Raw genomic sequence first — 16,623 nt, 5'->3', positions numbered from 1 at the left:
AAATCTTTTTGAAAAAAAATTGTATTTTTGTCGCGAAATAGCCTAAGAAAAAATTTCTTTATGATGAAAATATCTCTAGTCATTACTATAATGTGCCTGTTTTCAGGGCTTATGGGATATGGACAAGGCATGATCAAACCACCTAAGTGGAAGGAAACGGAGCTACGAGGGGAAGTGAAATCTATAAAAATAAAAACAGCACTTTATCCTATGCAAAAACAAGTCTATCCTTCTCTTAAAAAGATAGAAAGGAAACCTTCAGTTGTCCTTACCGATACCTATTTCTTTGACAAAGAGGGGATACCTATTTCTTTTAGTATTGACAAAGATGTCCAGCTATCCTTTAGCTATGAGTATAATCAAGAAGATAGAATCATCAGGAGAATATCTGAGAATACAGCTCTCTCTTATCAAGAAGAAACGATCTATAAGTACGATCTTAAAAATAATCTGATAGAAATAAGTACCAAGGGAAAATCACAAGAGGAACTCGATAAGTATGAACTTACTTATAATGCAAAAAATCAGCTTATAGAAAGAATAAGAACCCAGTATAAGCAGCAGGATACCCTGAGGTCTCAGCACTGTTATCTGTATGATGTACAAGGACATATATTGGAGGAAACCATTAGTAACTTCAATCCTTCAGAAGACCACTGGAAAGTAATTCAAGTGATTCGCTATCAATACAATGAAAAAGGAAATGTCATAGGACAAAAAGAGCTCAATAATATGGGGGGAGGCGTGTACCTGCCTCGAGAATATTGCTATACCTATACTTATGACAGCCAGGGGAATTATCTTACTCAGATAGAATACCATGTTTATGGGAAAAGAAAAGAGAAAGTAAAGGTCATCGAACGAGAAATACAGTATTATTAAAGGTTTTTGCCCCAAAATATATTTTAAGAACTAAGAAGTATGAATCAGATTTATTTTATGGTGCCTATGTATTGAAATTAACAATCCTTTATCTAACCAAACGATAGAGGAAAGAACTTATTAGATAACTTTCAGCTTTAAAATATCTCAAAATGACTATAACAGATGCTCCTAATACCTACAATAATGCTATAGAGATACTCTACCAGAAAGGATATGAAGTGTTTTTACTTGACAAAGATGAAGATTACCTCATTACACAAACGCCTCTTAGGCTCTTGGCTTTGCTGTTGCTCATAGATTATTATGGATGGGATTGGTATAAAATAGCTGTTCCTTCTCACCTCAACGAACTAAAAAGCTACTAAAAACAACAAAGGCTGTCGCAAACTAAATTTTGTGACAGCCTTTTGTTACTTTTTGTTTTTTGTTAATGGCAAAAAACTACCATATCTAAATCGTTTTTAAGGCAAAAATCGATATTTTCTTTTAGCCCCATAATGGCCTCATAAGCAAAACCTTTTTCATCATCATCTCCATCTAACATAGCTTCTATTTCATCCTCCGTTTTATGAACTTTGGCAAACAAAGAGGCTATATGTTCAAGTCTTTTCTTGTCTAATAGGTCTATCATAGGGAAATCGGCTATTAGAGGTAGTGGAAAAGGGTCGGCATAATCAGCAGGGAATAACTCTGTCTCTATATCAATCTCAATATCATAATCTTCGGCAACAGTTTCATTGATAACTTCGGTTATATACCCTAACTTAATTTCTTGTGTTTTGGGCAGGGTTTCCCCTAAAGTAGCGCAAATTCCGATGAAAGCATATCCGTAGTGATACTCCTCCAAGGTGTAAGGATTGCCCTTTATAATATCGATAAGGGCTTGAGAGGTTTCTTGGTTTTGTTCGGCATAGTTTTGGAAAATATCATTGGCTTTTACCTTTTGCAAAAGGGCTTCATCTTTAGAGCCAAAAACAGCTTTGATTTCAGGAGTTTTCACTCCGTAAGTAAAAATATAATATCCCATAATTGAGTGGATTTTTAAGAAAGGACAAAGATAGTATTTTTTATCTATTATTCAGTAATAATATTACATCCCCAGCCGTCATAGTAACCATTGAATTGGAGGGAGAGTTCAATCAGGTCGGATACGATTTCTTCGATGTGCTCGATGTGGTCTTCGCGAGAGAAATTGAGTACATAGCGGCTTTCGGGGTTGTTTTCTTCGTTGTAGTTGGCTGAAAGGATTTTAAAACCTGAGCTTTTCACCAGTTCGATAAAGGCTTTTTGTTCGTTTTCTTCACCGAAATATACCCAGTGGTCGATTTCACGTGGTTTTTCGAGGGTATCACCCCCTTCTTTTAGTTGTTCAATCACCATTCGGTTGAGGATTTGGTGGATTTCTACACTATTGGGATAGAGTGTATGCAAATATTCTTGCCACTGAGGGTCTTCTGCTGAAAGACATTTAAACTCATAGGAAGGGAAGGCTTCCATTGCTTTATAGCAGGCTTTTATAACAGTTTCGGTGTCTTTGCTGTAGCTATAGACTTCGCGGTTGCCTCCTCCGGTGACAATAGCTACCTCAATAGCTCCTGCACTCTCGATAGCATCGCAAAGAGCGTCCTCGATATCCGCAAGGGTTTCGAACTCTTCTTGAGATGAAAAGCCATTATCGTAAGGGTGTTGCATTTTTACTATGGCACGCACTACCACAGGAAAATCTGCGATAGGAGCGATGCTCTTCAGCGCTAAATTCAGCCGAATAGAGACGGGAGTCTCGCCGAAAGAAGTGCGGTAGAAGTCCCAGTTTTCGGGGATTTCGATAGGGGAATGGTTGTCATTCATAGGGAATTGTTTTTAATAAAGGGCAAAGGTAATGATTTTTATGGAGAAGGGCAAAAGTATAGTTAGTAAATTCAAGAATAAGTTGTATTTTTGCCAAATAAGTAAATAGATATCAAAAATATGCAACACTGGATATTGACCTCTGCACAAGAGTTTTACGCAAATGCTAAAGATATATTGGACAAGTGCTGAGCCTCATTCTATATAGAGGTAGGAGATGGTAAGGGTGGGTATCGGCAAATTCTTATCACTCGAGAGAATGAAAGCACTATCCCCTCAATAATGCTTGAGGAGATAGAGGGTTTTACCTACCGTCAGTTTATCATTGTCTCTAGCCCTAATGTTACCATAGATACTGAAAAATGTATTTATGATCAAGATATACTGCCTTATGTTATAGAAGGTACGGGAGGAAGAGAAACGGAAGACATTATAGAGTGTATTTACTTGCGGATGATTCTCATTACCAAACTAATGGACGCCTCGGCTAAGTATCTTTATAAGAAGTTGTATAAAAATTTAGAAGCTAACCCTAACTTTCGTAAGGGATTTCATCAAGGTTCTTCTATGCACAAAAACGCATTGTATGATTTAAGAACTATCCATAAGACCAAGCGATTTGGTCTTAATAATCCTTTATCTATTCTAACGATAGAGGAAAGAGAGGAGTAAAGATATTTTTAAGTTAAAAAACAACAAAGGCTGTCGCAAATTTTAGTTTGTGACAGCCTTTTTTAAAGGTTTAATTCTTATGATCTAAGACTTTCCTCCCACGAGTACTGAGGTCATACTGATAGAACCTCCTACGATTGAATCATTGAAAATCAGCACTTCATCATCTTCTTCTCGCAAAGCCATTACATAGAGCAAAGGCAAGTAATGGTCGGGAGTGGGCACGGATAGTTTTGCGTTTTCTCCGAATTGCTCAAAATGTACTAATGCCTCTAAGTTATTATCGGTTATCGTTTGATTGATTTGATCACGAAAGGCAAAAGCCCAATCATAACCAGCATCTAAATCGTTGATATAACGAAAGTTCATCAGGCGTAAGTTATGTATGATATCTCCGCTTGCTAAAATCAATACTCCTTGTTTGCGCAAGGGAGCGAGTTTTTTGGCTAAATCGGCGTGCCATTGAGCAGGCTTGGTAGCATCTAAGCTCAGTTGTACTACAGGAATATCTGCCTTAGGGTACAAGAACTTTAATACCGCCCAAGCGCCGTGGTCAAATCCGCGTTCGGGGTCTACTTTTAGGTCAGTATCTGCAAGGAGTTCTTGCACTTGTGCTACTAACTCTGGAGAACCTTTAGCGGGATATTGCACTTCGCTGAGAGCTTTTGGAAATCCGTAGAAATCATACATCATTGGAGGATTAGGGTTTCCCATAATAAATAATCCCTCACTATACCAATGAGCAGAAATACACAAGATAGCTTTTGGTTTATCAAAAGTCTGTGTGATTTCGGCAAACTTTTGGTTAAAAGGATTCTGCTCATCAAGAGCGTTCATCGGATTGCCGTGTCCTACAAATAGAGCTGGGATTTTCTTAGTCATTAAAAGAATTTTAATTTCTAATTTGCTAATTGAATTGCGAGTTCTTTGAGTTGTGCCTCATCGATAGGGGAGGGGGCATCAATCATCACATCGCGACCGCTGTTGTTTTTAGGGAAAGCAATAAAGTCGCGTATGGTTTCTTGTCCGCCGAGCAGTGCCACCAATCGGTCGAAGCCAAAAGCCAAACCACCGTGAGGAGGAGCGCCGTATTTGAAAGCGTTCATCAAGAAGCCAAATTGTGCTTGCGCTTGCTCGGGAGTAAAGCCGAGGAGTTCAAACATTTTGGCTTGTAACTCTTGGTTGAAGATACGTATAGAACCACCGCCTACTTCGTTGCCGTTGAGCACGAGGTCATAAGCATTGGCGCGTACAGCACCTGGGTTGCTGTCGAGTAACGGAATATCCTCAGGTTTAGGCGAGGTGAAAGGGTGGTGCATCGCAAAGAAGCGTTCTTCCTCTTCGCTCCACTCCAAAAGAGGGAAATCTACTACCCAAAGTGGTGCATATTCATCAGGTTTGCGCAAGCCGAGACGCTCGGCGAGTTCCATACGGAGGGCGCTGAGTTGCCCACGTACTTTGTTGGCCTTTCCTGAAAGGATACAGATAAGGTCGCCTGCTTGGGCGCCCGTACGTTCTGCCCACGCTTTGAGGTCGTCCTCGTTATAGAATTTATCTACTGATGATTTGAAGCTACCATCTTCATTGCATTTTACATATACCAAGCCTGTTGCGCCTATCTGTGGGCGTTTCATCCATTCTACCAAAGTATCAATCTCTTTGCGGGTGTAGCTATTAGCTCCAGGTACGGCAATACCTACTACCAATTCGGCTTCGTTGAATACCTTGAAATCGCGGTGTTGCGCAATGTCGTTGAGTTCACCGAATTTCATACCGAAACGGATATCGGGTTTGTCGTTACCGTAAGTTTTCATCGCCTCGGCATACGTCATACGAGGGAAAGCCCCAAACTCTAAGCCTTTGAGTTCTTTGAGGAGGTGTTTTGCCAATCCTTCAAAGGTTTGGATGATGTCCTCTTGTTCTACAAACGACATTTCGCAGTCTATTTGGGTAAACTCCGGCTGACGGTCGGCGCGGAGGTCTTCATCACGGAAGCACTTTACAATTTGGAAATACTTATCCAATCCGCCTACCATTAGCAGCTGCTTGAAGGTTTGTGGGGATTGTGGCAAGGCATAGAACTCACCTGGGTTCATACGGCTGGGCACTACAAAATCACGTGCGCCTTCGGGTGTTGATTTGATAAGTACAGGGGTTTCTACCTCTATAAAGCCTTGTCCAGAGAGGTAGTTGCGCACGATCATGCCTACCTTGTGGCGAAAAATAAGGTTATCACGTACAGGAGTACGGCGTATATCGAGATAGCGGTACTTCATACGGAGGTCTTCACCGCCATCGGTATTATCTTCAATGGTAAAGGGAGGAATCTCAGAGTGGTTGAGCAAGGTGAGTGCCGAAACGAGGATCTCCACCTCTCCGGTAGGAATATTTGTATTGGCAGCCTCGCGCTTGATCACAGTTCCTTGTATCTGAATCACGTCCTCGCGTGAGAGGGTTTTCGCCTGCTCGAAGACTGCTTTATCAGTGCGTTCTTCATCGAATATAAGCTGGGTGATGCCATAGCGGTCGCGAAGGTCTACCCAAATCATAAATCCCTTGTTGCGGATGCGTTGTACCCATCCGCTGAGGGTTACTTGTTGTTTTTCGTGCGAGAGTCGTAACTCTCCACAAGTATGCGTTCTGTACATTTTTTTAATAGGTTCTAATAACCTGCAAAAATAGTTATTAATTTTGAAAAGTGCAAGATATGAGGCAATTTTATTATATAGATAATAAAATCATGAAAAGTGTTGGATAAAGCAGAAAAAAGAGGTGTAAAATTTTTATAATAAGAAAAAAATGTGTATCTTTGCCTCTGATAACGAGCTAATTATTGCCAAAAATGGAAAGCCCTACACAACAACTGATAGATATACTTAGAACCTCTCCCAGTGTGGAACTACTTAAGTCTAAGAATAGGGTGCCTATAATTACTTTCTTCATAGAGACCTTTACTGAAGACCATAAGGTGCTAGCTCAGGAGGTCCTTTTCCAGCAGTTATCGGACTTTATAGAAACCCAACACTTGGAAGAGGAGGAGAGTGAAGCGACTTTTGAGGTGCTTTTTGATGAAAAGGCGAAGCACTATGTACGCAATTGGCTCAGCAAAGGCTTTTTGACAAACTATCAGGACGAACAGGGGGAGGTGTATTATGAGCTTTCGTCTCATTCGGTTAAGGTGATAGATTGGCTTTGGTCACTGAAGAAAGAGGAGTATATAGGGACAGAATCCAAGTTCAGCAGTATCTTTCATCAACTTAAGGAGTTAGTGGAATTTACCAATGAGGACAGGCAGGAGCGTCTTCTGTTGCTGGAGCGGCGTAGAGATGCACTACAGGAGCAGATAGATAAGCTCAAGCGAGGGGAAGAGGTGCAGGTATATGAGGAATATCAGATAGTCCCCCGCTTTAACCAACTCACCCAGCAGGCTAAGGAACTGCTATCGGACTTCAAGGAGGTGGAGGATAACTTTAAGGAGATTACCAAGGAAATCTATCAGAAGCATTCGGGAGAGCAGACCAAGGATGCCATATTGGAATTTACCTTTGATGCATTGGATCAGCTTAAGAATAGTCCGCAGGGGAAGAGTTTTTATGCCTTCTTTGAGTTCCTTGTTAGTCGGCAATTGCAAGAGGAATGGGAGGTACTCATTAGGCAACTCTATGAGGCCTTGCAGGAAAAAGATATCCCTATAAAGGATTATTTCCTAAGAGGTATGCGTGGGCACTTGTATCACTTAGGCAGACGTGTAGATAAGGCCAATGACAAAATGGCCGAGAAGCTTAGCCGTATCATTCGGGAAAATAATGCCACGGATAACCAAGCTACCAAACATACAATTAAAGAAATTAAGGACTTTCTTATCTCTCTGAGTAGAAAGCAACAAATTCCTACTGTATCCTTTGAAATAGAGACAGATGTTGATATTCAGATTCCTTTTGATAGGCGACTTACTGACCAGAAAAAAGAACAGGCAACATATCAAGAACGTTTTGAAAATGCAAATACTACCCTTTCCGATGCGGTACAACTCGACAAGTTATTTTCAGATAAGATTATAAACAAGGAGCTTATCAGGGAGCATATTCGTAAAGTACTACAAGAGCGGGGACAAGTTTCTTTGGCTACACTTATCAATGCTAATGGAGGACTTAAGAAAGGCTTGACAGAACTTATTGCTTATTTTGCGGTAGCCACTGAAGGTAAGTATGTGATTAATAATGAAAAAATGCAGGATATTATCTTTGATACGGAGCACCAGAAGCGTATCCAATTCCCTGAAATAATTATCTCATTATGAAAAAGTTAGAAGAAGTAGAACAACCTTATAGCAGGGCTATAGTCCAGCTACTTAGAGGGCCTGTAGACAAGGAAACAGGCTTATTATGGGAGCGTATTCTTACCTATCAGACGGAAATACAAGATTATATACATACTATAGGCTTAGAATTAGTCGTAAGAAAAGAAGAAGGATTTGCTTTTGTAAGGCAATTGGAAGACGAGCAAGGGAATACCATGGGCTTGGTCAGGAGGCAATCTATAGGCTTTGAGACCTCAGTAGTGCTGGTGGTACTCAGGCAATTATTGGAGGATTTTGATAATAATCCCACTGATTTTCAGTCTTTTGAAAAAATAATTTCTCATTCTGAGCTAAAGGAGGAGGTAGGCTTATTTTTCCAAGAAGGGTATGACAAGGTAAAGTTTTTAAAGGATATAGATAGATATATAGGCAATGCTAAGGACCTGGGATTTCTCAAGGTGTTAAATTCCAAGGAAGATACACGCTATCAGATACATAGGATTATCAAGCAAAAGATAACCCTAGATATATTGGAAGATTTTAAACAAAAACTATCAGACTATGTGGGAACTATTTAGTACCAATTCGGATACGGCAGGTTTTCGCCTGCAATATATGGAAGTACTCAATTGGGGAACTTTCCACAAGGAGATTGTAAGGATAGCACCTCAAGGGAACAATTCTTTACTCACGGGTGCCAATGCATCGGGTAAGAGTACCTATATAGATGCGCTTCTGACCCTTTTGGTACCCATACACAACAAGCGTTTTTATAACCAGTCTTCAGGAGTGGAAAAACGAGGAGATCGTACGGAAGAATCCTATGTATTAGGCTATTATGGGAATATCCTAAAGGAAGGAGCCTCTTCTACCACCACCCAAATGCTCCGAGACAAACGGGATACGTACTCTATTATATTAGCTTCATTTTCAAGTACTACCCAGCAGACAGTAACATTGTTTCAACTGCGCTGGTTCAGTGGGCAAGATCTCAAGAAGAGTTACGGGATCGCCCATCGTCCCTTAGAAATAGCTAAGGATTTTCCCAAATTTGATAGTCGTGGAGATTGGAAAAAGCTCTTAGAGGCCAAGTATAACTATGACAAGTCCAAGCGCAAGCAAGTGGAGTTTTTCTCAGGACCTAAGGACTATCAGAGTGCTATGCGCTCCCTCTTTGGCATGCGTTCAGAGAATGCTTTCTCTTTATTCAACCAAATGGTAGGGGTGAAAGTTTTGGACGATTTGGATGATTTTATCTCGACCCATATGCTGGACAAGTGGGATTCTGAAGAGAGATACGAAGAACTTAGAACCAGCTTTTTTACCCTTACAGAAGCCAATGATAATATAGAGAAAGCTAAACTACAGGTAGAGATGCTTACTCCTATCTGTGAACATATAACAATCTTACAACAAGCTACTGAGCAGAGTAGGGAACTGGCGCAGCTACAATCTGAGAGTGTGTATGGATTTGCCCAAAAATATGTAAGTCTTGCTACAGACGAGATAGCTGAGCAAACAGCTATTTTGGAAGAAGTAAAGCAGCACAATGTTGCTCTACAAGATCAGGACGAAGCATTAGATACTAAGCGGTTGGACTTGGAACAGGATATCCGCAACGATGCAGTGGGCAAGCAAATAGAAACACTAAAGAAAGAAAAGAAAGAAAATCTCTTGGCTAAGGAGGAACGCATGCGCAATGCCGAACAATATAATAGGATCGTGGCTTCTTTTGAACTGAAGAGTGATCCTGATGAGGAGATTTTCAAAGCAAACAAGGAGGAAGCACAACTTTTATTCAAGAAAATCAGATCTGAGGAGTTCTTACAAGAGGATAATTGCCGAAAGTTGGTCAATGAAAATGAGGAAGTAGCCCTGCAGATGGAGGCTTTACGGGAGAATATAGAGATATTGCGCAGGAATAAGAACAATATCTCAGGTCGTGAGGCAGCTATACGGGACGAAATTCTCTCTGCCGTAGGAGCTACTAAGGAAGAAATCCCTTTTATAGGCGAGCTTATCAAGGTCAAGGAATCGGAAGGCGCTTGGGAGTATGCAATAGAGAAGGTATTACACCATACTGCCTTACACTTGGTGATACCTCCTAAGTTCTATTCCAAGGTCAATGCGTATGTCAATACCCATAACCTTAAAGGACGTGTTCGCTACTATAAGTATGAGCAGGTACCGCCTAAGATATTCCAACAACCACGACAAGAGCAGCGACTGCTACTCGATAAGATAGAGATAAAGCCCAAACACCCCTATTTCCTTTGGGTGGAATACCTTATAGAGAACCAGCATAATTTTGTTTGTGTGGAAGAATTAAGTGAATTTGAGCAATTTGCAGAGATGGCTCTTACTCCTAAGGGATTGGTAAAGTATCGTAAGGGCAAGCATGAGAAGGACGACAGAGAGACCACTGCAAAGCGTAGCAACTATGTCTTGGGTTGGGATAATAAAGAAAAGCTCAGCGAACTCTCCAAGGAGCTCGTGTGCCTACAAGAGATAAAAAAGAAGAAAGACACCACCCTGAAGGAGTTACAACTCAAAAGAGAGGAACTCAGAAGTAAGCAAATTATTATTGGTGATTTAAATAAGCAATTTGCTAAATTTGATACCATCAATTGGCAAGTTTATGCCTTGAAAATCCAAGAATTAGAGACCGCTATAGAACAATTGGAGCAGACAAATAATCGAATCAAAGCCCTTCAAGAACAGCTCAAGAAGGTCAAAGAAGAGCAAGCTGCCCTTAAGATAACCCTAAAGGAAGTGGGGAAAAAAGAGTTAGTCATAGAACAAACCATAGCTCAAATCACTGAGAAAAAACAACAACATCAGACCATTTTGGCAACTAATCCAGAGGTGGATATAGCACTGTTTGTGGCCAAATACCGTCATCTGTCTGAGCTGTCTTATGCTAATATAGAGACACACAGACAGGCTTTTGCCTCTGCACTTTTCAAACAAATAGAGGAGAACAAGCAACTGATTAGCAAAAAGGAAATGGAGATTACCAAAGCAATTGCTAAGTTCAAGAATCCATCAGCGGCTATTATAGAAAAATTTAAGGATTGGACAGCAGATGCGTATCCATTGCCTGAAAAAATAGACCTTGTACTTTTGACAGAGTATCAGCATTATTTGGACAAACTTAAGAAGGATAACCTACCTAAGTATGAAAAGAAGTTCCAAGACTACCTACATGAGACTACTATTCACAAAATGGGAAGTTTTGCCACCTTCTTTGACAGTTGGGCAGAGGAGATACGAGAGAACATCCGTCAGCTCAATGAATCACTCAAGGAAATAAACTTCAATACCAAGCCTGAAACCTATATACAGTTGGTACATTTCCAAAGAGTAAGCGCCGATGTAAGTGAGTTCAAGGACCTACTCAGGCGCGCAAGGGTCAATATCAATGAGTTTTCTAACCAAGAAGAAGGACGTAGATTGCACTTTGAACAACATATAGCCCCCTTCATCAAGCGGTTAGAAAATGAAACTTGGCGTAAGAAGGTGTTGGATGTACGTCAATGGTTTAGCTACAAGGCAGAAGAATCCTTTAGAGAGACAGGTATTAAGGCCAAGACTTACGAGCGTATGGGGCAGCTCTCAGGTGGGGAGAAGGCGCAGCTCACTTATACAATTTTAGGTTCTGCCTTGGCCTATCAGTTTGGTATGCTCAAGGACGGAATGCAGGGTAATTCTTTCCGCTTTATCGCTATAGATGAGGCCTTTAAAGCACAAGATGAGGAGCGTGCATACTACCTCATCACCCTCTGTCGCCAGCTACACCTGCAATTGCTGGTGGTAACTCCTAGTGATAATATTCATATAGTGGAGAATGATATTGCTTTTGTACATTTTGTCTCTCGTGCTAAGAATAAGACCTCGCACTTGATCAATATGCCTATAGAACAATTCAAGGCTGAACGGGAAAAATACTTTCAATTATGATAACCCCTGAAGAAATACGCAAAAAAACCACCCAAAAGTATCTGCCTTATCTTTCTGATATAGCGGCCGATACCCCTTTTGCACCTATTGAGATACGAGGGGATAAGACCTATGCTAAAAATAATTTTTCAGATTTTGCCCAACAAATAGAAAGCCTCAATAGTCAGGCAAAGGATCGCAAAGGCTTTGGCTATACCGTGGATTATAAGAGAACACGTACCAAATACTTAGGCGAGCAGGATATACCCGTGAGTATCTACTTTGAGACAGAACAGGATTTTCTTCGATTCCTTTCCAAAGAAAAGGAAGTTGCCAAATTCAGAGAAAATATAGCCCTTATTATCTCAATTTTTCCTCAACTAACCCCATGGATACAGAAGTATCCAAAGAAAGTAGTACAAAATGAGACAGAATGGACAGATATTCTGAAGGTCTGTAGCTATTTTAAAGAAAATCCTCATCCTAATTGCTATATTAGAGAACTACCCATAGCGGTACACACCAAGTTTGTAGAGCAACACAAGGGCATACTTCAGGAATTGCTCAATATACTGCTGGCTGATACTCTTGAGGTGGGAGCTACTCACTTTGAACAACGCTTTCATCTCAAGGACAAAGAACCATTGGTACGCTTTCGTATCTTGGATCAGGATATAGCTGATGCCTATTTTCAAGGAATAGATGATATGGCTATTCCTATCTCCCTCTTCAATCGCTTAGCTCTTCCTGTGGAGCGGGTGTGGGTGGTAGAGAATAAAACCTCGCTCTATACCACTCTCGCTTTTCCTGCTATGGAGAAGAGCATTGCCATTTTTGGGAGTGGCTATGGGGTGGCCGCACTCAAAGAAGCCAGCTGGCTTGCCACTAAAAAGCTATATTATTGGGGCGATATAGATGCTCAAGGCTTTGAAATTCTCTCTCAATTCCGTACTTATTTCCCTTCGGTAGAGAGTTTCCTTATGGACGAGGCTACATTTGAGCATTTCTATGAGGCATACGAGGGCACTCCTTCATCTATTACGGTGGAACTGAGGCTTACTCCAGAGGAAAAAGCTCTTTATGAAAGGGTTAAAACCGAAAATCTCCGTTTAGAACAGGAGAAAATCCCACAAGATTGGTTACTACAAACTTTGGTACTTATAACTACCTATTTGTAAATAATTCACTACCTTTGTCGCCCAAAACGTATATGTCATGACGACAAACAAAAACTACCTAAAGAAGACTTTACAACTTGTACTCCCTTTATTATTGGGGCTTTTCTTGTGCTGGTATGCCTTTGCTCAGTTCAGTACAGAGGAATTAGCACTTATCAAGGAACAATTCCTTAGGGCTGATTATTCCTATTTATGGCTTTCGGTGGGTATGGGCTTCCTCAGTCATGTATCTCGTGGGCTTCGCTGGCAGTATACCCTTGCTTCTATGCACTATTTTCCTAAGCGGTACAACCTTGTCTTGGCGGTATTTGTTGGTTATTTGCTGAACCTGACCATACCTCGATCCGGAGAAGTCTCTCGTGCCTTGCTTATCAATCGGTATGACAAGATCCCCTTTGATAAGTCCTTCGGTACCATACTTACTGAGCGTGCTATAGATATGTGTATTTTGCTGTTACTCATTGCCATTGTTTTTGTTTTCCAGTTTGATTTGGTATGGCATTTCTTAGAAAGCTATTTTACTTTTTCCTATATTATAGTAATACTCTTAGTTTTAGGGCTTTTGTTTGTAGCATTTCTCTATTGGCTTTACCGATCTACTACTTCCATAGCACAGAAGATACGCCAATTACTTTCAGGCATCAAGGAAGGAATTTTCTCTATTGTACATTTGAAGAAAAAGTGGCAATTTGTAGCCCATACTTTATTTATTTGGATTATGTACTTTCTGATGTTCTATATAGTATTTTTTTCCATGGAGCAAACTAAGGATCTCTCACTGATACAAGTACTTACCGCTTTTGTCATTGGGAGCTTTGCTATTGTCTTTACCAATGGTGGTTTGGGTGCCTATCCGCTTTTTATAGCTAAGGTATTGCTCCTCTTTGGTGTAGCTGAGACCATTGGGACAGCTTTGGGTTGGGTGATATGGATTGCCCAATTCTTGATGATTATCCTTTTCGGAGGATTGTCGTTTTTGCTATTACCTATTCTTAATAAAGGAAATAGGTAAGAGCTAAAAGGTAATAAATATAACCCAATTAATAACTTAAAACTCAAAACTAACAACTATGACTTGTTATCATTGTGGAAATTATTGTGACCCAAAACATCCTATTGTCTTTGATGATAAGTATTTTTGTTGTCAAGGGTGCCAAACGGTCTATGAAATTCTCTCTGCCAATAAGTTAGACAAATATTATACCTACGAGCAAACCCCTGGGGCACGTCCTGAAGAGGCAGGGGAGAAGTATCATTTCTTAGACAATCCCCAGATTGTGGCAAAGCTGCTGGAGTTTGACGAGGGGAATACACAAATCGTCTCCTTATATATTCCTCATATTCACTGTAGTTCGTGTATCTGGGTGTTGGAGAATTTGCAGAGATTACACGAAGGTGTGATACATGCCTTAGTTGATTTTCCTAAAAAGATGGTACGTATTAGTTACCTAAAAGACAAAATCACGCTGAAAGAGTTGGTGATACTTCTATCCAAAATAGGCTATGCTCCTTATATAAGTTTGGATGATTATTCACAGAAGAAGGACAAAAAGGGACAAAAGCAACTACTATATAAGTTGGGAGTGGCAGGTTTTGCCTTTGGAAATATTGGACTATTGTCTTTCCCAGGGTTCTTTGAAGACAACGAATTTTGGTTCAATCGGTATAAGGATTTCTTCCGCTGGCTGATGTTTGCCTTCTCTTTGCCTGTGATGTTCTATGCCGCTACCGATTACTTTGTTTCTGCATACAAGGGGATTCGTAATCGTTTTCTTACCATTGATATTCCTTTGGCATTGGGAATACTTACCATGTTTGTTCGCAGTACTTATGATATCATATCGGGTAGGGGACAGGGCTTCTTTGATAGCTTGGCTTCCTTGGTCTTTTTGCTATTGATAGGCAAATTTTTTCAGCAACGCACCTACTCCTTTCTCTCCTTTGAGCGAGATTACAAAAGCTATTTCCCTATAGGAGTAACTCGTATAGAGGGGGGTAGGGAAGAGAGTATTCAAGTATATGATATCAAGGAGGGCGACCGCTTGCTCATTCGCAATGAGGAACTGATTCCTGTAGATGCCGTGCTTATTCGTGGGGTAGGCCAGATAGATTATAGCTTTGTGACAGGGGAGTCCAAATGGACAGAAAAGAACAGTGGAGACAAGCTCTTTGCAGGAGGTCGCCATAAGGGTACCGCTATAGAGATAGAAGCTACCAAGACCGTTTCCCAAAGCTATCTTACCCAGCTTTGGAGCAATGAGTCTTTTCAAAAGAACAAAAACGAAGGTATTAAGACTCTTACGGACAAGATTAGTCAGTACTTTACCTTCTTTGTACTGCTCATAGCTTTCCTAACCTTAGCCTTTTGGCTTTTCTATGGCACTCCTACCGAGGCGTTCAATGCTTTTACAGCAGTGCTTATTATCGCTTGCCCTTGTGCCTTGGCGGTTTCCGCTCCTTTTGCCTTGGGAAATATGCTCCGACTCTTAGGAAAACATCGATTTTACCTCAAAGATACTCAGGCTATAGAGCAAATGGCACAGGTAGATACCCTTATTTTTGACAAAACAGGTACTATTACCCAAAGTAATACCCAAGAAATTAGCTATGAGGGAACTTCTATGAGTGCAGAACAACTCATTTTGCTCAAAAGTGTATTACGCAACTCCAACCACCCGCTATCTCGCCAACTATATGATTATTATAATCAGGTGGGTATTCACGCTTTGGATAGTTACCAAGAGTTGATAGGAAAGGGAATGGAGGCGACCTCAGGTACTGACCATATAAAAATAGGCTCGGCTAAGTTTGTCGCTGATAAGGATAACAAAGATGAAACAGCGGTATATGTGAGTATTAATGGACAATTAATTGGCAAATATACCTTTAAGAACCCTTATAGGAGTCATATATTTAACGTTTTCCATGAGTTAGAGGACAAGGGCTATACTTTAGCGCTCCTCTCTGGGGATACTGAGGTAGAAAAAGCTTTCTTACAAAGCCAACTCTCAGCAAAAGTATCTCTGCACTTTAATCAAAGTCCAGCTGATAAGCTCCATTATATAGAACAATTGCAGAAAGAAGGAAAGATAGTAATGATGCTGGGCGATGGGCTGAATGATGCTGGTGCTCTCAAGCAAGCTCAAGTAGGCTGTGCGGTAGCTGAAAATAGCAATACTTTTTCTCCTGCCTGTGAGGCGATACTACAGGCCTCTGAGATAGAGAAGCTTCCACAATTCCTTACTCTAAGTAAAAAGACCATGCAGGTTATTAAAATAAGTTTTGTACTCTCCTTATTATATAATTGTATAGGAACATTCTTTGCCGTAACAGGGAACTTAGAACCCGTAGTAGCGGCGATTTTGATGCCTATCAGTTCTATTAGTATAGTGCTTTTCACCACTTTGATGACTAATGGACTGGTAAAAAAGTTTATAAAATAAATTGAAAATCAATCTCTTAGAAAAAAATTAGAAAAATAATCAAAAAAATATGACAAATTATTTTGTCAATTAAAAAACTTGTTGTAATTTTGCACCCGCTTTCGATAAGGGAGTGACGCTCATAAAAAGAAGAAAAAAATATTTTAAAAAATATTTGGTGGAATGAAAAAAAGGTTGTACCTTTGCACCCGCAAAAAAGATGAGGGTGATAAATGAAGCTAAAAAAATATTTTAAAAAATATTTGGTAGAGTGGAAAAAAGGTTATACCTTTGCACCCGCTAGAAGAGCGAGAAGTTCATTAAGAAATATTGATAATACAGCACAGAAAGATTTAGACTAAGCGGGCTTTATACGAGT

13 protein-coding genes are annotated in these 16,623 nt (G+C 40.3%); 9 read left to right on the top strand and 4 right to left on the bottom strand.

All coding sequences use genetic code 11. From position 1 onward, the window contains the following. The first annotated feature begins 63 nt into the window (after positions 1–63). Positions 64–882 carry an RHS repeat domain-containing protein gene (locus CAPGI0001_RS01980; RefSeq protein ID WP_155813421.1) on the top strand — a complete coding sequence of 273 codons (819 nt, stop codon included), beginning with the start codon at positions 64–66 and terminating at the stop codon, positions 880–882. A 152-nt stretch (positions 883–1,034) separates the two neighbouring features. Beyond that, a complete protein-coding gene (locus CAPGI0001_RS01975; RefSeq protein WP_002666156.1) occupies positions 1,035–1,250 on the top strand; it encodes a hypothetical protein in 216 nt (71 codons plus the stop codon). 62 nt (positions 1,251–1,312) lie between these two features. Here CAPGI0001_RS01975 and CAPGI0001_RS01970 read toward each other — a convergent pair whose 3' ends face one another. Beyond that, positions 1,313–1,912: a DUF7691 family protein gene (locus tag CAPGI0001_RS01970; protein WP_002666107.1), complete on the bottom strand. Its 600-nt coding sequence runs from the start codon at positions 1,910–1,912 to the stop codon at positions 1,313–1,315. Positions 1,913–1,959: 47 nt separating this feature from the next. Beyond that, a complete protein-coding gene (locus CAPGI0001_RS01965; RefSeq protein ID WP_002666115.1) occupies positions 1,960–2,733 on the bottom strand; it encodes a DUF695 domain-containing protein in 774 nt (257 codons plus the stop codon). A 282-nt stretch (positions 2,734–3,015) separates the two neighbouring features. Between CAPGI0001_RS01965 and CAPGI0001_RS01960 the strand changes: the two genes are divergently transcribed. Further along, the gene (locus CAPGI0001_RS01960) at positions 3,016–3,405 is read left to right on the top strand and encodes a hypothetical protein (protein WP_002666135.1); all 390 of its coding nucleotides are present in this window, start codon (positions 3,016–3,018) and stop codon (positions 3,403–3,405) included. An 84-nt stretch (positions 3,406–3,489) separates the two neighbouring features. Here CAPGI0001_RS01960 and ygiD read toward each other — a convergent pair whose 3' ends face one another. Together ygiD and aspS are read right to left on the bottom strand one after the other, a co-directional pair. Continuing rightward, a complete protein-coding gene (gene ygiD, locus CAPGI0001_RS01955; RefSeq protein WP_002666129.1) occupies positions 3,490–4,287 on the bottom strand; it encodes a 4,5-DOPA-extradiol-dioxygenase in 798 nt (265 codons plus the stop codon). A gap of 17 nt (positions 4,288–4,304) precedes the next feature. Next, the gene (gene aspS / locus CAPGI0001_RS01950; RefSeq protein WP_002666121.1) at positions 4,305–6,053 is read right to left on the bottom strand and encodes an aspartate--tRNA ligase; all 1,749 of its coding nucleotides are present in this window, start codon (positions 6,051–6,053) and stop codon (positions 4,305–4,307) included. Between the two features lie 194 nt (positions 6,054–6,247). On the opposite strand from aspS, the gene CAPGI0001_RS01945 reads away from it, so the two are divergent. The 6 genes from CAPGI0001_RS01945 to CAPGI0001_RS01920 are packed head-to-tail and all read left to right on the top strand — an operon-like array spanning position 6,248 to position 16,265. Further along, entirely contained in the window at positions 6,248–7,705 is a 1,458-nt protein-coding gene (locus CAPGI0001_RS01945; RefSeq protein ID WP_002666145.1) for a DUF3375 domain-containing protein, read from the top strand. Next, positions 7,702–8,283: a DUF4194 domain-containing protein gene (locus CAPGI0001_RS01940; protein WP_002666165.1), complete on the top strand. Its 582-nt coding sequence runs from the start codon at positions 7,702–7,704 to the stop codon at positions 8,281–8,283. The genes CAPGI0001_RS01945 and CAPGI0001_RS01940 overlap by 4 nt, the downstream gene beginning before the upstream one ends. Continuing rightward, positions 8,267–11,665 carry an ATP-binding protein gene (locus CAPGI0001_RS01935; protein ID WP_002666132.1) on the top strand — a complete coding sequence of 1,133 codons (3,399 nt, stop codon included), beginning with the start codon at positions 8,267–8,269 and terminating at the stop codon, positions 11,663–11,665. The genes CAPGI0001_RS01940 and CAPGI0001_RS01935 overlap by 17 nt, the downstream gene beginning before the upstream one ends. Next, a complete protein-coding gene (locus tag CAPGI0001_RS01930; protein WP_002666133.1) occupies positions 11,662–12,822 on the top strand; it encodes a Wadjet anti-phage system protein JetD domain-containing protein in 1,161 nt (386 codons plus the stop codon). The genes CAPGI0001_RS01935 and CAPGI0001_RS01930 overlap by 4 nt, the downstream gene beginning before the upstream one ends. Before the next feature lie 37 nt (positions 12,823–12,859). Further along, positions 12,860–13,834, top strand: a complete 975-nt coding sequence (locus CAPGI0001_RS01925) for a lysylphosphatidylglycerol synthase transmembrane domain-containing protein (protein WP_002666158.1) — start codon at positions 12,860–12,862, stop codon at positions 13,832–13,834. A 58-nt stretch (positions 13,835–13,892) separates the two neighbouring features. After that, the gene (locus CAPGI0001_RS01920; RefSeq protein ID WP_002666130.1) at positions 13,893–16,265 is read left to right on the top strand and encodes a heavy metal translocating P-type ATPase; all 2,373 of its coding nucleotides are present in this window, start codon (positions 13,893–13,895) and stop codon (positions 16,263–16,265) included. Positions 16,266–16,623 lie beyond the last annotated feature (358 nt).

The organism is Capnocytophaga gingivalis ATCC 33624 (assembly GCF_000174755.1).
Classification (GTDB): Bacteria; Bacteroidota; Bacteroidia; order Flavobacteriales; family Flavobacteriaceae; genus Capnocytophaga; species Capnocytophaga gingivalis.
Note: the sequence above shows the minus strand (reverse complement) of the source record. Positions and strands in the feature narration are given on the sequence as shown.